The sequence below is a fragment of the Hymenobacter psoromatis genome, assembly GCA_001596155.1.
Classification (GTDB): domain Bacteria; phylum Bacteroidota; class Bacteroidia; order Cytophagales; family Hymenobacteraceae; genus Hymenobacter.
Genome location: CP014771.1, coordinates 5,057,460 through 5,073,190 on the forward strand (window position 1 = coordinate 5,057,460; position 15,731 = coordinate 5,073,190).

A 15,731-nucleotide genomic window follows, 5' to 3' on the forward strand; every position below is an offset into this window, starting at 1 on the left:
TTCATTAGCTAGACCCGGCGAAAAGGTCTGCAAAGCCCCTAAGCGCCTTTTTATAAGCGGTAAGCGCATTTTTTACTTTTCAGGTACGCTAGTTAAAGCTATGCCCTTTAGGGCAAGACTTTAGTTGCTACTCCCTTTTGGCAGTTGGGTAGCTTTGCGGCATGAAGCAGCGCACAGGTAGTCACTCGGTTCATAAGCTAGATGTGCATTTGGTCTGGAGCACGAAGTACCGCTACAAAGTCTTGGTGGGGGAGGTGCAACTGCGTTGTCGGGACTTGTTGCGGCAAACCTGTAATACGTTGGATGTGCAGATTCTCAAAGGGGTGGTGAGCAAAGACCATATTCATCTACATGTGTCGTATCCGCCTTTCTTGAGTGTGAGTGACCTCATGCGCCGGCTAAAAGGACGAAGCGCCAAGCTCCTGTTGCAGGAATTTCCCGAACTCAAGCGTCGGTATTGGGGCGGGCATTTTTGGGGTATTGGCTACGGAGCGTGGAGCGTAGGAAATATCACGGATGACATCTTGGAGGCGTATTTAAACCATCACAAAGACCAGCCCAACGGGGACGAGAATTTCATTCTGGAATAACCTACTTTAGTAGCTGGCTTTCAGTCGGCTTTAGCCGAAACCGCCGAATTTCATTCGCCCTTAAACCTATGGACTTACAGTCCATAGTCTTTTAGTGCTCTTCAAAGGCTAAAGCCAAGCTTATGATGGGACAATTGGTCCAGGGTAGCATTCGGGCATCTAGCTAGCCGGTAGGGCAAATAAAGGCTGCCGCAACTCAGGGCGGCATGCCTTTGGGCTCGCGGAAATTTGCGAAATGGAATTGCTTGAAAGGCCGGAAGGCGTTATCAAGTGCCCCGCGCTCGTTGGAAGGGTAGCAAACTTCCTGGCGCGGACGCGTGTTAGGCCAGGCATACCACCCGCACGCCGCGCCAAACGATTTGCCGGCCTCGTGCGTATTCAGGTGCTCTCCAATACCTTTGCCTCATGGAAGTTGCTAGCTACACCCTGGCCGAAGCCACTACGGCCGCCCCTTACCTCGACTACGCGCGCTGCGTCGATGCCGACAGCCGCCCCGCCAACCACAGTGGCGACTGGCCCACCGAGGGCGAAGTTTACCCCGTGCGCGTGGTCGAAAGCCGCCTCGAAGGCATTCCGCTGGTGCACGTGCTCACCTTCGACGGCCCCGCGCCCTACTACAACGCCTTCGCGCCGCATCGCTTCGAAATGACGCACCGCATCTACCTGAATTAACTGGTTGCCAACAACACACAAAAGCCTCGGCCGCACGCGCGGCCGAGGCTTTTGTGTGAAGCAGCAAACCGGACTACCGCACGCTGGCCGTGGCCGAATCGCCGCCCAGCGTGTCGTGGTAGCCAAGGCCGTTGAGGGTGAGCGTGGTGGACGTAACGCGGTGAATGTCACGCGCATCGCAGGTAATCTTGAGGTAGGCCGAGCCAGTGTAGCCCGTTATGTTGCCAGCTGGCTGCGGGCCGGGCTTGCACACGGCATCGCGCAGGGCCTGCACCGATACGTGGGTGCGCCGGTCGAGGGCATTGAGCTGAAACACGCGCACGCTGGCTACCTGCGGGCAGCCGGCCTGCCCCGTGGTGGTCCAGTCGATTTGGACGGGCACTTTTTTAGTCGCGCCCACCAGTAGGCTCCCGGTGTAGGTGTGGGGGTAGGCGCGGGCACCCACGGCCGGCTTTACGAAGGTGGTGTCGAAGCGCAGAACTTTTTCGGGGCTGGGCGCGGTGGCATTGGGCCGGCTTTGCACGCCGGTGTTGGCTTCGCGGCACGAGGCCAGGGCCGCCACGGCAGCCAGCATAGTAAGGAGTTTTTTCATATGTATAAGTGGACGCGGCCGGTGGTAGCCAACCCCAAAGATAATAGGCTTGCTACGGAAGCTGCCCGCTGAGAGGTATCGATAGCCGGTAATGGCTGGTAAGGATAGATGCGCGGGTAGGATGTAAAAAGAACGTCATTCCAAGCTTGCCGAGGAATCTCGCCCGCTTCATTGAACGCTATCCGAACGACGCTAGCGAGATTCCTCGGCAAGCTCAGAATGACGTTCTTTTTGCGCCCTACCCGCGAAGAATAAAATCACCTACTATAACCTGAGGTTATTCAGGATAACATTTTTGGATAAAAAGACTGATATTCAAGGTCGTACCTTTACGCGGTAATTAGTCCCTGCCGCTATGCCTGCCCTGTTCCCGCCGCCGCCTACCCCCACCCAGCCAGCCAACGCGCCCGTGCCCAACGACCCGGAACAAGCGACTGGTTTTTTTCGCCATTTCCACACGCCGCACGTGGCCCTGGGCCGCACCTGGACGCTGCGCCAGGCGGGGTTTGGGCTGTTTTTGGTGTATTGCCTCACGCCTTGGGCATCGCCGCCCGTGGCGCTGGCGCTGGGCCTGGTGCTGGCCCAAACGGTCGGTAATCCCTTTCCGGCCCGCACCAAGGCGCTGACCAGCAAGCTGCTGCAACTCTCGGTGGTGGGGCTGGGCTTTGGCATGAATGCCCACGCCGCCGTGCAGGCCGGCCGGGAAGGCATCCTGTTCACGGTGGTGTCCATTAGCGGCACGCTCGTGCTGGGCTATTTTGTGGGGCGTTGGCTGGGGCTGGGACGCATCGTGGTGCACCTGATTTCGTGCGGCACCGCCATTTGCGGGGGCAGCGCCATTGCGGCGGTGGGGCCGGTGCTGCGCGCCAAAGACGAGGAAATGTCGGTAGCGCTGGGCACCGTGTTCGTGCTCAACGCAGTGGCGCTGTTTGCCTTTCCGCCCATCGGCCACGCGCTGGCCATGACCCAGAACCAGTTTGGCCTGTGGTGCGCCATCGCCATCCACGACACCTCGTCGGTGGTGGGCGCGGCCAAGGTGTATGGCGACCAAGCCCTGCAAGTAGCCACCACCGTGAAGCTGGCGCGGGCGCTCTGGATTATCCCGGTTTCCATCGGCACAGCCCTGATTTTCAGGCAGAAAGGTGTTAAAATTACCGTGCCGTATTTTATCTTCGGCTTCATCGGGGCCATGCTGCTCAACACGTTCGTGCCCGCCGTGCGGCCGCTCGGGCCACTCTTGACCAGCCTGGCCAAAATCGGCCTCACGGTTACGCTGTTTTTCATTGGCGCGGGCCTCTCGGCTAGGGTGGTGCGCTCGGTGGGCGCCCGGCCCTACGTGCTGGGCCTGCTGCTGTGGCTGGTCATTTCGACAACCTCGCTCTACGTAATTCTGCACACGGTATAGCCACGCTGTTTGGGCTAATTGGCGGGGGGTAAGCGCACCCGGCATTCCTCAATCTGGCGGGCGCGGTGGCGGTAGCGCAGCCAGCCCACCAGCAGCCCCATGCCGATGGCCCCGAGCCCTACCCCCCGCGTGCGCCGCGGCTCCAGCTGCAAAAGCGTGAGCCCGAAGGCCAGCAGCGCCAGGCTGGTGCGCACGTAGGTGAGCAGCGTGCGCTCGTTGGCCATGTGGGTGCGGGCGGCGGCCAAGCGCTGCTGGTCGTAGCTAGGGAGGGTAGGGGTCGGCATAGGGAGAGTTAAGAATTAAGAGTTGAGAGTTGGGCAAGACGCCAGATTAATATGACCGCCCTTTTTTAACGCTAGGACTTACGCAAATTGCCTTTAACGTCAGGTTCCCGCAGAGGAAAACGCGGAGGTTCGCAGAGCGCTACTGGTGATGTGCGTAAGTCCTAAACTCTTAACTCTCAACTCTTAACTTTTTTAATTGACTGGCCTGGTGTTGCTGATGAAGGCCACGTACTTGCCATCGGGCGACCACGAGGGCGTGTTCATGGTGCCCTGCCCGCCATAAACGTAGGCGATGACCTGCGGCTCGCCGCCTCCGATGGGCAGCCGCCGAATGTACACGTGCTTGTAAAACGGGTGGTCGCCGGCCGGCACTTCGTCCTTCAAAAAGATATGAATACCAGCCACTTGCCATCGGGCGACACGTGCGGAAACCAGTCGTTGAACTCGCCGTGGGTCACGGCTTCCTGCTGGCTGCCGTCGGCGCGCATCCGCCAGATTTGCATGGTGCCGGTGCGGACCGAATTGAAGTAGATATACTGACCATCGGGCGTGTATTCGGGGCCGTCGTCGAGGCCGGGGGTAGTAGTGAGGCGCACTTCCTTGCCGCCGGTGGCCGGCACCCGGTAAATGTCAAAATCCCCATTGCGCTGCCCGGTGAAGAGCAGGTGGCGCGCATCGGGCGACCAGCCGTGCAAATACGACGGGCCCTTGGGCGTGATTTGGCGGGGCGGGCCGCCCGCCGCCGGCACCGTGTACACGACGGAGCCACCAAACTTGGCGAGTTCGCTGCTCAGCCCCAGCTGCCGCCCGTCGAAGGACAGCACGTGGTCGTTGTTGTTATTCTTAACATCGCCGGTGGGCAGGGGGGTAGGCGTGCGGGTGGCCAGGTCGAAGCTGTACATGAGCCCGTCACTGTTGTAAATCAGGGTTTTGCCGTCGCGCTGCCAGTTAGGGGCCTGAATGGAGTTGGGGGCGGTATAGACGACTTCGCGGTCGCCGGTGGCCACGTTCAGCAGCTCCAGGCGACTGCCCAGGTATTGGCGGTAGGGCACCAGGCCAGCGGGGGCGGGCTGGGTCAGGCGCACATCGCGAAACACGCCGGTTTCGAGCACATCGGGGTTGTGCGAGCACACGAAAAGGCCCACGTATACGGCGTCGCCCAGTCCGGCCACCGTCTTCTGCACCACCTCGAAGGGCTGGCCAAACCGCGCCACCCGCATGGTATATACGTCGCCCTTGCGCTCCAGCTGCACCACGTCGGCGTGAGTAATGCTGGCCTTTACCTCCTCCGTAGCGGCCCCGGTGCTGGCGCGGTATTGCAGCGAAGTGAGGCCATCGCCGTGCACCACGGCGCTCACGTGGGGCGAGGAGCCGATGAGGCTCTGGCGCACCATCCAGCCCAGCTTGCGGTGGGCTTCTACCCCCTCACAGCCCACGAAGCCGGCCCGCGCGTACAGAATAAAATCGCCCTTGAGCTGCTGGTACGCGTAGTGAAACTCGTCGTGGTCGCCCCACACGTTGGCACCCGCGCCGGTGATGACATACTGCTGGGTGGCCGGCAGGTAGGCCGCCGCGCCGGGCTTCACGGCGGTGCCCACGTCTTGGTCGCTGGCAAACACGCCCAGCTTTTGCGCCAGCACGGGGCGGGCCAGCAGCAGCGCCAAAAAGAGGAAGAGCGCCTGGGTGATTTTGTACTGCATGGGAATTCAGAAAAGGGAGAAAAGAAAGGAAAGCTTTGGGGCTGCGAAGCTGCCCGCTAACCGCGCCAGGCCAGTTATCTCAGCTAACGGAAAAACGAGCTTTCAGGTGGTTGCAACCAGGTATTACTACGTGTTTAATAAGTCATTACCAACATGGGAGGGGGTAGGGGCCGAAGTTAGTCTTTTTGTTAATACCTTGACAGTCGAAATTTATCACCTCATAATACCAAATCCAGGTGGCGGTTTCTACCCCTCCCAAGCCCGTGAGAGTTGCCGTGCCGGGCGGCGATGTGGCCGGCATAAGCACCGCCCACGAGCTGGCCGAGCGCGGCTTTTTGATGCATGTGTGCGAGCGGCCGCCGACCTGCGTGGGCGGCCTGGCCGCCGCCGTGACCTTTGTCCAAAGCCTCTTCGACGTATCCGCCGAGCTGGAAAAAGCGCAAGCGGTCGCCAGGGCCGAAGTAGCGGCCCTGGCGACCGCTGTGCGGCAGAATGTGCCCAGGATTCACCAGCACGGGCAGCGGGCCAGCAGCATCGTGCGCGGGATGCTGGAGCACAGCCGCGCCAGCACCGGCGAGCGGACTTCGCTGGACGTAAATGCCCTGGCCGACGAGTACCTGCGCCTGGCCTACCACGGCCTGCGGGCCAAGGACAAAAGCTCCAACGCCACGCTGGCGACCGACCTTGCCCCCGGCCTGCCGCCGGTGGAGGGGGTAGGAGCCGACTTGGGCCGGGGGCTGCTCAACCTGTTCAACAACGCTTTCTACGCCGTGCAGCAGCGCCAGCTGGCGGGCGAAAGCGGCTACGCGCCCACCGTCAGCGTGGCGACGAAACGGCTGGCTGGTCAGGTCGAAATCCGGGTTTCGGACAACGGCACGGGCATCCCGGAAGCGGTGCAGGCCAAAATCTTCCAACCCTTTTTCACCACCAAGCCCACGGGCGAGGGCACGGGCCTGGGCCTTTCACTGAGCCACGACATCATCGCCCAGGGCCACGGCGGCACGCTCACCGTTGAGAGCCAGCCCGGCCAGGGCACCGAGTTCACGTTGCGGCTGCCGGCTTAGCGTGGTGTCGCGTGGCTATATCCGCCACAAAAGTAGCCGCCTAAAAGAACGTCATCCCGAGCTTACCGAAGAATCTCGCCCGCGCCGTTCGGGCTTCGTGCAACGATGCGCGCGAGATTCACTCGGCAAGCTCGGAATGACGTTCTGTTTTGCACCCTAATTCCGCGAGCAGCAAAGCCCTTTCTGCTACTTAAAATACTGGGCGTATTGCGTCGGCATCGCCTTCAAAGGCTTTAGCATGATGTCCTTATAAAACACCTCCGCTGCCTCGCTTTGCAACTGAATCTTACCGTGGGTGAGGGGCTGGCGCTGGCCCTTGGTTACGAAGCTGGAGTGATTGACGGCCATTACCACGCGGCCATTCACAATGTGCAGGCTCTGGCCGTTCACGTTGATGAGCTCCAGCTCGGTCCACTCGCTGGCGGGCAGCGGGGGGGTAGGGAGCGCGTAGCAGAAGTGGGGGCCGCCGTTGCCCATTGTCACTGCGGCGGCGGCGGGGGTGTAGCGCAAGGTATCGTTGGTGGCCGCGTGGGTGGCCCGGATGTCGGCCGCCGAATTGGCGATGCACCAGTAGTCGCCCATCGAGTTACCCTTCTGGTGCTCTGATACTTGAAATTCCTGACTTAGCATCCAGCTGTGCCAGTAGTCCACACCCGGCTCGCCCTGGCTGTCGTAGAGAATGCCGCTGTCGCGCGGCTCCTGCAGGCGGGGCGGCCACTTCTTTTGGCCCCAGCGCACCTTCAGTTTCAGGTCGTAGTTGGCGTAGTCCTCCCGCGTCACGAGGCAGCCGTAAATCTCGCCGCTGATGCGCAGCACCGGCTCGCCATTCTGCATGGTCACCGAAAATACGTTGGCCTCGTTCTTATCGTAGCCGATGGGGGGTAGGGGCTGGCCCTGGGCGTTGGTGGGCGGCTGGCCCTTGTCGCCGGGCACGTGGCGATGGCTTTGGTAAGTGCGCCAGTGGCTCAGGTTTTTGTCGAGCAGGCGCTCCCAGCCGCCGGGCGTAGGCGGGGGGGTAGGGGGCGGGGCCGAAGTGCATAGCAGTGCAGCGCTGAGCAGCAGCGAGAAAAAATCAGGCATAAGGTAAATGAATGAAGAGGGAGGGGGTAGGAAAAGCGGGTGCCAATACGGGCTGCGGGATTATACGCAGCCCGGCAAGTAGGGATAAATTAGCGCGGTCGGGAATTTGCTAGAACGTCATTCCGAGCTGGCCGAGGAATCTCGCCCGCGCCGTTCGGGTGTCATTCAACGATGCGCGCGAGATTCCTCGGCAAGCTCGGAATGACGTTCAAATGACTTTTTGCTACTTCTCAAACAGCTGCCGTAGAATGAGCAGTAGAATTCCTACCCCCAGCCCAGCAGCGGCAGCGCCCAATCGAGGGCCAGCACGCCCAGCAGGCCCACCACCGACACGATGGTTTCCATCATCGACCACGAGCGAAACGTGTCCTTCACCGACAAGCCGAAGTACTCCTTGAACAGCCAAAACCCGCCGTCGTTCACGTGCGAAAACAGCAGGCTGCCCGCCCCAATGGCCAGCACCAGCAGGTTAGGGTTGACGGACGAGTGGGCCAGCAGCGGCAGCATCACGCCGGCCGCCGTGAGGCCCGCCACCGTGGCCGAGCCCAGGCACACCCGAATGAAGCCCGCGATGAGCCAGCCCAGCACTAGCGGCGGCAGCCCCGTGCCGCGCAGGCTGGTGGCCAATTCCTGGCTCACGCCGCTAGCCACCAGCGCTTCCTTCAAGGCCCCCGCCCCGCCAATAATGAGCAGAATGGGCGCGATGTCGGCCACGGCCGCGCCAAACGTGCTCATGATGGCCGGCACCGCCCGCCCCTGCGCCGTGCCCAGGCTAAACGTCGCCACCACCACCGAAACCAGCATCACCACCCCAGGGTCGGCCAGCAGCGTGAGGCCCGCGCCCAGCGCGCCGCCGGCCGGCACCAGCGCTTGGGCCGCCAGCACCACCGCCAGCACCAGCACCGGCAGCAGCGACGATAAAAAGCTATTAAGCCGCCCCGGCCGCGGCCCGGCCGCCTCGGGCTCAGCCACCAGCCCCGGCGGGGGCCGCGACACGATGCCCCGCAGCGTGCGCGCATACAGCGGCCCGGCCAGCACCACGGCCGGCACCGCCACCACCAGCCCATACACAAACGTGAGCCCCAAATTGGCGTGAAACTGCGCCACCAGCGCCGTCGGGGCCGGGTGGGGGGGTAGGAAGCCATGTAGCACCGACAGCGCCGCCAGCATCGGCAAGCCCACGTACAGCGGCGGTAGCCGGTACTGGTACACCACCGAAAAAATCAGCGGCATCATCAGCAAAAAGCCCACGTTGTAAAACAGCGGAATACCGATAATAAAACCCGCCCCCAGCATCGTCCACTGCACATTGGCCGGCCCGAAGGTGCTCACCAGCACGCCCGCAATCTGCCGCGCCGCGCCGCTGTCGGCCACCAGCTTGCCCAGCATAGCACCCAGCACTACCACCAGCGCCACCGAAGCCAGCGTATCGCCAAGGCCCTGCTGCACGGCCGCCAGCAGCCGGGCGGGGGGTAAGCCCAGCGCCAGCCCTGTCGGCAGCGTCACCAGCAAAAAAGCCAGAAACGCGTTCACCTTGCCCCAACTGATGAGGCCAATGAGAGCGAGCACGGCCAGCAGGATGATGAGCAGGGTCATGGGTATTTGTGTTAAGTGTTAAGAGTTAAGAGTTTACGCGAAGGACGCTTATTATTGTGAGCGTAGCGCGGTAATCATACCTGAACGGCAGTTGAACAACCAGCGCAGGTGTCGTTCTGGGACGATTACTTCGCTGCGCTCGCAATGACAAACGTCCTTCGCGTAAACTCTTAACTCCTAACTCCTAAAGCGTCAGGCCGCCCCGTTGCCGGATGTCGTCCGAGGCGCTGCCCACCAGCACCTCAAACTGGCCCGGCTCCAGCACCCATTGCTTTTTGGCTTCGCTATAATACTGAAACGCGGCGGTGGGCAACTGCATGGTGATGGTCTTGCTTTCGCCGGGCTTCAAAAAAACTTTCTCGAAGCCTTTCAGCTCCTTGTCGGGGCGCTTCACGCTGGCTTTCACGTCGTGGACGTAGAGCTGCACCACTTCCGCGCCGGCCATTTTGCCGGTGTTGCGCACGGTCAGCTTCACGGTGGCGCTCTGCTTACCGGGCGTCACGGTCAGCTTGCCGTAATCAAACGTGGTGTAGCTCAGGCCGTGACCGAAGGCGAACTGCGGCGCTACCATATAGGTATCGTAGTAGCGGTAACCCACGAAAATATCGTCCTTATACGTCTCTTTCAGCGGGTCGCCGGGCGTGCTCGGGTATTCGCCCAGCTTCATGGCGGGCGCGTCGGCGAGCTGCTTGGGGAAGGTGAAGGGCAGCTTACCCGACGGGTTTACGTCGCCGAACAGCAAGTGGGCCAGCGCGTTGCCACCTTCCATGCCGGGGTAAAAGGCCTCCACGAGGGCCGGCACCTGCCCGGCCCAGGCCGACACGTCAATCGGCCCGCCGCCCAGCAGCACCACCACGGTTTTGGGGTTGGCCTTGAGCACGGCCGCCAGCAGCTCATCCTGGCCGAAGGGCATTTTCAGGTCGGGCTTGTCCACGGCTTCGGCGTCGTAGGCGTTGTCGCTCCACTTGGTGTAGTCGTAGCCGTGGGTCGAGCCGCCCACGTAAATCACCACGTCGGCGGCCTGAGCGGCGGCCACGGCCTGCTGCATCAGCTGCGGGTCGGATTTCTGGTCGCGGGCAATGGCGTAGCCGGGCGCGAAGGTCACTTTCACCCCGCTGCCCAGGGCCTTCTCGATGCCTTGCAGCGGGGTGATTTCGTATTTGGCGCGTAGCTGAGCGCTGCCGCCGCCGCCCGCGTTTTCGCGGGTCGCGTTGGCCCCAATCACGGCCACGGACTTCAGCTTTTTGCTGAGGGGTAGGAAATTATGTTCATTCCTGAGCAGCACGATGCCTTCCTCGGCCACCTTCAAAGCCGTGGCTTCGTGGGCCGGGGTGTTGTGGGTGCCGGCCGGCCGCTTGGTGCCGCCGAGCATATCGGTGGCGTACATCACCCGCAGGATGCGCCGCACCTTGTCGTCCACCAGCGGCACGAGGGTAGGGTCTTTTTTAATCGCCGCCAGCGCCGCGTCGGCCAGGAAAAAGCGGTCGTACAGACTGCGGGCGGGGGTAGGGGCGGCGGTGCTGGCGCTGGCCGCGCTCTGGTCCACGCTGCCGTACATCAGGCCCAGGTCGGTGCCCATTTCCAGGTCGGTGCCGTTGCGCAGCGCTTCCTGCGTATTATGCACCGAGCCCCAGTCGCTGATAACCAAGCCTTTGAAACCCCATTCCCCCTTCAAGATGTCGTTCATCAAATAGGCATTCTCGGTGGCGTAGGTGCCCCGAAACTTGTTGTACGAGCCCATCAGTGAATACACGCCGCCCTGCTCCACGGCCGCCTTGAAGCCGGGCAGGTAGATTTCGCGCAACGCCCGCTCGCTCATGTTCACGTCGATGTCGTCGCGGTGGATTTCCTGATTATTAGCCGCGAAGTGCTTCACGCAGGCTGACACGCCCTGGCTCTGCACGCCCCGGATGTAGCCTACTACCATTTGCGAAACCAGGTAAGGGTCTTCGCTCAGGTACTCAAAATTTCGCCCGTTCAGCGGCGCGCGGATGATGTTAATGCCCGGCCCCAGGATAATATCCTTGCCCCGCCAGTTGGCCTCGCTGCCCAGCACCGTGCCGTAGGCGTAGCCCAATTCGCGGTTCCAGGTGGCGGCCAGCGTGTTGTTGGTGGGCAGGTAGGTGCCGGCGTCCTTGTCGCTGGGCGTGGCGTGCCAGTCGCGGCCCTGCTCGGGGCGAACGCCGTGCGGCCCGTCCGAAGTCATCAGTTCCGGGATGCCCAGACGCGGAATCCCGCCCGCCGCGAAGGCCGAATTAGCGTGAATCATATGCACCTTTTCTTCCAGCGTCATCTTCTGGAGCAGGGCCGTAATCTGGGCCTCGTGGGTGGTGAGGAGCGCCTGGCGGTTGGCGCTGGTGGCGGGTTTCATGGTCGGCTTGGCCGGCTTGGTTTGAGCCAGGGCCGGGCTGGCGGCGGCGCAGACCAAAGCTGCGCCCAGCACGGTAGCGAAGCGGGAAAAGGGATAGGGCATGAGAGGGAGGTAAAAGAGGGGGTAGGCGTTAGGTATTAAAAATCAGTTGGCCTCTAAAATGTCATTCCGAGCTTGCCGAGGAATCTCGCTCGCGTCGTGGGAGGCCCAGGCGACGCGAGCGAGATTCCTCGGCAAGCTCGGAATGACCTTCTTTAGTAAAAGTCAGGACTTGCCCAGCGGCCTATTTCCGGGCCATTTTCAACTCCGCAACGGGCGCTTGCGGGGCCAGCAGCGGCCGGCTTTTCTCTACTACCAACGCGGCGGGCAGCTGGAAGGTGGCGCGCTGCCTGATGTTCAGAGACGACGCGCCAGCCTGCACCGAGTAGGTGCCCGCGTCGGCCACCCACGACGAAGAAGCGGTGTTGAACGAAGCCAAGTCGGCGGGCCGCAGGGTGAAAGTCAGCGTCTGCGACTGGCCGGGGGGTAGGAGCTTGGTTTTGGCGAAGGCTTTCAGCTCGCTGGCGGGCTTGTCAAGCGGGCCGGCCGGGGCGCTCAAGTACAGCTGCACCACTTCCTTGCCGGCCACTTTGCCGGTGTTCGTCACCGGGAGGCTGGCCGTGAGCGAGCCGCTGAACGAAGCCGCGCTCAGCGTCAGCGGCCCGTAGCCAAACGTGGTGTAGCTCAGGCCGTAGCCAAACTCATACGCCGGCTGCTTCTTAAACGTATTATAGTAGCGGTAGCCCACGTAAATGCCCTCCGAGTAGGTGTTTTCCGAAGGCTGGCTGCTCATAAACGACTTCGCCGGCTGGGCCTTGCCGCCGGCCAGCAGCTTGCCCGGAAAATCGGCCCCGTAGGGAATGTCGGCGTAGCGCATCGGAAAAGTAGTGGCCAGCTTGCCCGAAGGGTTCACCCGGCCGCTCAGCACGTCGGCCACGGAATGGCCGCCCTCCTGGCCCGGCTGCCAGGCCAGCAGGATGGCATCGGCCTGGCCGCGCCAGCTGGCCACCTCGATGACGCCGCCCACGTTCAGCACTACCACCACTTTTTTGCCCGCCCCGTGGAAGGCCGCCGCCACCTGTTTGAGCAGCGCCTGCTCGGCGGCTCTGAGGGTGAAGTCATTTGCTACCTGGCGGTCGCCGCCCTCGCCGGCGCTGCGGCCCAGCGTCAGCACGGCCACGTCGCTGGCCTGGGCCAGCTGCCGCAGCAGCGCCGCCGGCGGGGCCATTTCGGTAATCACCGGCACCGGCGCAAATGGGCTGGGTTTTGGCGGTAATTTGGCCTTTTCGCCCTTCAGATACTTATCATACGCCTGGCTCAGCGGCGCGCTCACGGCGTAGCCGGCGTCGCCCAGGCCCTGGGCGATGGAGACGGTGTAGGCGCGGTTCACGTTGCCGCTGCCCGTGCCGCCCGCAATCAGGTTGTAAGAAGTATTGCCAAACAGCGCCACCCTCCGGCCGGCGGGCAGGGGTAGGGCCGCGCCCTCGTTGCGCAGCAGCACCATACCGTCGGCGGCGGCCCGGCGGACCACGGCGGCGTCGGCTTTCAGCGCCGGTTGGCTGGTGTATTTCACGCCTCTGAAAGTGGGCGATTTCAGCACCAACCGCAGCACCTGAATGGCGTTGCTGTCGAGCTGAGCGGCCGAGAGCTGGCCGCTCTTTACGCCCGCCAGGATGGCTTCGGTCTGGGCGTGGGTGCCGGGCTCCAGCAGGTCGTTACCGGCTTTGAGCTGGGCCACGGCATCGTGGCCGCCGTACCAATCGGTCATCACCAGGCCCCGGAAGCCCCACTCCTTGCGCAGCAGCTCGGTCAGCAGCTCGGGGTTTTCCGAAGTGTAGGTGCCGTTCAGCTTGTTATAAGAGGACATCACTGTCCAGGGCCGGCCGCGCTGCACGGCCAGCTTGAAGCCCTTCAGGTAAATCTCGCGCAGCGCCCGCTCGCTCACGTGCGAGTTGAGCTGCATCCGGTTGAATTCCTGATTATTAACCGCGAAGTGCTTGATGCTGGTGCCCACGCCGTTGCTCTGCACGCCGCCCACCAGGGCCGCCGCCATGCTGCCGGCGATGAGCGGGTCTTCGGAATAGTACTCGAAGTTGCGCCCGCCCAGCGGGTTGCGGTGAATGTTCATCCCCGGTGCCAGCAGCACGTCAATGCCAAAATCGCGCACCTCGCCGCCAAACGCTACCCCCACCTGCCGCACCAGCGTCGTGTCCCAGCTCGACGCCAGCAGCGTAGCCACCGGAAAGGCCGTGGCGTGGTAGGTTTTGGTGGTGTCCGCGCTCCGCTTGGGGTCGATGCGCACGCCCGCCGGGCCGTCCGAGAGCGTGAGCGACGGGATGCCCAGCCGGGCTATGGCGTGGGTGCGGCCGGCCGCGCCGGGCACTTTCTCGGGCACCTTCTCGTCGCCGGGGTCGCCGGGCGGCAGAATTCCCGCTGGGAAGCCCGCCGGGTAGAGGCCCATGCCTACCACCAGCTTCACCTTTTCCTCGGTGGTGAGGGCGGCCAGCACGTCTTTCAGGCTGGCCTTGCCGAGCTGGGGTAGGGAAGCATCGGCCTGGCCTGCCTCCGTTTTGCCCACCTGCGAGCAGGCGGTAGCGCCCAACAGGCCGAGCGCGGCCACGGCCCATCGGGCCGTTGAAGTAGCTGTTTTTCTGTTCATAACCAGGAAGAAGGGTGGGAAAGTAGCCGCCTTGGGCGCTGGCGCGGGGGGTAGGGCCGCCCGGCCAGCGCCTTAAAAGTGACGGTCCGAAAAGCGAACGTCATGCTTCCCGAGGGTGAGCATGACGTTCGGCAACAAAAAGTACCAGGCGGAGGGCGGTTAGTAGCCCGGATTCTGGCCCAGGTTGGGGTTCACGTCGCGCTCGGCCTGCGGAATGGGCAGCAGGTCGTTGTAGGGCTTGATGCCTTTAGATAGCAGATTGGGGTTGTTGACCAGCGTTTTCGTGCGCTTCAAATCATACCAGCGGTCCATCTCGAAGGCCAGCTCGTATCGGCGCTCCTTTAGCACCACGTTCTGACTGAGAGTAGTGGCATTGGGCAGGCCCGCACGGGTGCGCACCACGTTCAGGGCCGTCAGGCCCTCGGCGGTTTTGCCAGTTGTGATATCAGCCTCAGCCACGATGAGGTACATCTCGGACAGGCGCAGCACCGGCACGTTGAGCGGCGAATCCCAGATGGTGGAGGCTGTGCCGGCGTAAAACTTGCGGATGTTGTAGCCGTTGGGGTCGCCCTGCAGGCTGGCGGGCTGCACCTGCACGTTCCCTTTCGCATCCTTGGGGCCGTCCGTATATAAATCGCCGGGCACGAAGACGGTCACGGCCTTGCGCTTGTCGCCGGGCTCGTAGCCATCCACGAACTCCTTTTCGGGAATGTTGAAGCCGTAGCCGCCGCCGCTCACCACGTAAGGGTTGCCGAAGAAGCGCGCGCCCCAGAACTCGTTGATGGCCGAGCCCGGCCCGTCCATCGTGTAGGCGTTCAAGCCCTGCTTGTACTGCACCTCAAACAGCGACTCCTGGCCATTTTCGTTTGCCAGGCTGAAATTGTCGCCGTAGTTGGCCCACAGGCTCTTGCCCGAACCGCTGATAACGGCCTGGGCCTGGGTGGCGGCCTGCGTCATCTTACCCTCGGTGAGGTACACCTTGGCCAGCAGCGCCGTGGCCGACCACTTGGTGGCCCGCCCCACGTCGTCGCCGGAATAGGATGTCGGGAGCTTGGTGATGGCATCCAGCAGGTCTTTCTCCACCTGCGCGTACACCGTTGCGGAAGGGTCGCGGCCCACGCTGGCCGCCGAGGCGGCATCCGGGGCCGGGGTCAGGATAAGCGGCACGTCGCCGAACAGGCGTGTCAGACTGAAATAGTAGAAGGCCCGCATAAATTCGGCCTCGCCCAAGCTGCGGTTCTGAATAACGGGGTCAATGTTCTGGATGCTGGGCACGTTCGCCAGCACCTGATTGCAAGCCCCAACACCCAGGTACGAGCGCTGAAACAGGGCCGTAACGATGGGGTTGCTCGAAGGAATGGTGTAGGTGTCGAGCTGTTGCAACTCGATGCCATCCGACGCGCCGCCGCCGCCCACGAACGAGTTATCGGCCATGATGTCCATCGACCACAGCGACTCGCCGTAATAGCCATACCCGCGCAGCTGCGCGTAGGTCGAGTTGGTGGCCTGAATGGCGTCGTTCTGGGTCTGGTAGAACTGGCCGGTCGAGAGGGCATTGCGCGGTTGCAGCTCCAGGTAGCTTTTGCCGCAGCTCCCCAGCATGCCCAGCGTCAGCAGGCTGAAGCCGATGGCTTTTTTAGGTAAAAACATAGAAGTAGAATACAAGAGGGTGGGAGATG

General features: G+C 62.6%; 11 protein-coding genes and 1 pseudogene. 4 read left to right on the forward strand and 8 right to left on the reverse strand.

Annotated features, from left to right (window positions below; genetic code table 11):
- Positions 1–161: 161 nt before the first annotated feature.
- Together A0257_21490 and A0257_21495 are read left to right on the forward strand one after the other, a co-directional pair.
- Positions 162–590: a transposase gene (locus A0257_21490; protein AMR29417.1), complete on the forward strand. Its 429-nt coding sequence runs from the start codon at positions 162–164 to the stop codon at positions 588–590.
- A gap of 405 nt (positions 591–995) precedes the next feature.
- Complete coding sequence (locus A0257_21495; GenBank protein ID AMR29418.1) at positions 996–1,262, forward strand: hypothetical protein; 267 nt, start codon at positions 996–998, stop codon at positions 1,260–1,262.
- Between the two features lie 73 nt (positions 1,263–1,335).
- Here the strand turns inward: A0257_21495 and A0257_21500 are convergent, their stop codons facing one another.
- Complete coding sequence (locus A0257_21500; protein AMR29419.1) at positions 1,336–1,854, reverse strand: hypothetical protein; 519 nt, start codon at positions 1,852–1,854, stop codon at positions 1,336–1,338.
- A 466-nt stretch (positions 1,855–2,320) separates the two neighbouring features.
- Here A0257_21500 and A0257_21505 point away from each other — a divergent pair, with 466 nt between their 5' ends.
- Positions 2,321–3,259 (forward strand): hypothetical protein, encoded by a 939-nt coding sequence (locus tag A0257_21505; GenBank protein AMR29894.1) that lies wholly within the window; start codon positions 2,321–2,323, stop codon positions 3,257–3,259.
- A gap of 14 nt (positions 3,260–3,273) precedes the next feature.
- Here A0257_21505 and A0257_21510 read toward each other — a convergent pair whose 3' ends face one another.
- Both A0257_21510 and A0257_21515 read right to left on the reverse strand, forming a co-directional pair.
- Positions 3,274–3,543 carry a hypothetical protein gene (locus tag A0257_21510; GenBank protein ID AMR29420.1) on the reverse strand — a complete coding sequence of 90 codons (270 nt, stop codon included), beginning with the start codon at positions 3,541–3,543 and terminating at the stop codon, positions 3,274–3,276.
- 192 nt (positions 3,544–3,735) lie between these two features.
- Positions 3,736–5,243 (reverse strand): annotated as a pseudogene (locus tag A0257_21515) (biopolymer transporter TolR).
- Between the two features lie 275 nt (positions 5,244–5,518).
- On the opposite strand from A0257_21515, the gene A0257_21520 reads away from it, so the two are divergent.
- The gene (locus A0257_21520; GenBank protein AMR29421.1) at positions 5,519–6,307 is read left to right on the forward strand and encodes a hypothetical protein; all 789 of its coding nucleotides are present in this window, start codon (positions 5,519–5,521) and stop codon (positions 6,305–6,307) included.
- A 186-nt stretch (positions 6,308–6,493) separates the two neighbouring features.
- On the opposite strand, the gene A0257_21525 is transcribed toward A0257_21520, so the two are convergent.
- The 5 genes from A0257_21525 to A0257_21545 form a co-directional block, all read right to left on the reverse strand.
- Entirely contained in the window at positions 6,494–7,387 is an 894-nt protein-coding gene (locus A0257_21525; protein ID AMR29422.1) for a hypothetical protein, read from the reverse strand.
- 264 nt (positions 7,388–7,651) lie between these two features.
- The gene (locus A0257_21530) at positions 7,652–8,983 is read right to left on the reverse strand and encodes a gluconate transporter (protein AMR29423.1); all 1,332 of its coding nucleotides are present in this window, start codon (positions 8,981–8,983) and stop codon (positions 7,652–7,654) included.
- Between the two features lie 184 nt (positions 8,984–9,167).
- Complete coding sequence (locus tag A0257_21535) at positions 9,168–11,354, reverse strand: glycosyl hydrolase (protein ID AMR29895.1); 2,187 nt, start codon at positions 11,352–11,354, stop codon at positions 9,168–9,170.
- 283 nt (positions 11,355–11,637) lie between these two features.
- Complete coding sequence (locus tag A0257_21540; protein ID AMR29896.1) at positions 11,638–13,971, reverse strand: glycosyl hydrolase; 2,334 nt, start codon at positions 13,969–13,971, stop codon at positions 11,638–11,640.
- A gap of 240 nt (positions 13,972–14,211) precedes the next feature.
- On the reverse strand, positions 14,212–15,702 hold the full coding sequence (locus tag A0257_21545) for a hypothetical protein (protein AMR29424.1): 1,491 nt from the start codon (positions 15,700–15,702) through the stop codon (positions 14,212–14,214).
- Positions 15,703–15,731: the final 29 nt, after the last annotated feature.

Excerpts from the sequence above, each read along its gene's own strand:
- A0257_21490 (AMR29417.1), top strand. The coding sequence starts at position 162 with ATGAAGCAGCGCACAGGTAGTCACTCGGTTCATAAGCTAGATGTGCAT.
- A0257_21495 (AMR29418.1), top strand. The coding sequence starts at position 996 with ATGGAAGTTGCTAGCTACACCCTGGCCGAAGCCACTACGGCCGCCCCT.
- A0257_21500 (AMR29419.1), bottom strand. The coding sequence starts at position 1,854 with ATGAAAAAACTCCTTACTATGCTGGCTGCCGTGGCGGCCCTGGCCTCG.
- A0257_21510 (AMR29420.1), bottom strand. The coding sequence starts at position 3,543 with ATGCCGACCCCTACCCTCCCTAGCTACGACCAGCAGCGCTTGGCCGCC.
- A0257_21525 (AMR29422.1), bottom strand. The coding sequence starts at position 7,387 with ATGCCTGATTTTTTCTCGCTGCTGCTCAGCGCTGCACTGCTATGCACT.
- A0257_21530 (AMR29423.1), bottom strand. The coding sequence starts at position 8,983 with ATGACCCTGCTCATCATCCTGCTGGCCGTGCTCGCTCTCATTGGCCTC.
- A0257_21535 (AMR29895.1), bottom strand. The coding sequence starts at position 11,354 with ATGAAACCCGCCACCAGCGCCAACCGCCAGGCGCTCCTCACCACCCAC.
- A0257_21545 (AMR29424.1), bottom strand. The coding sequence starts at position 15,702 with ATGTTTTTACCTAAAAAAGCCATCGGCTTCAGCCTGCTGACGCTGGGC.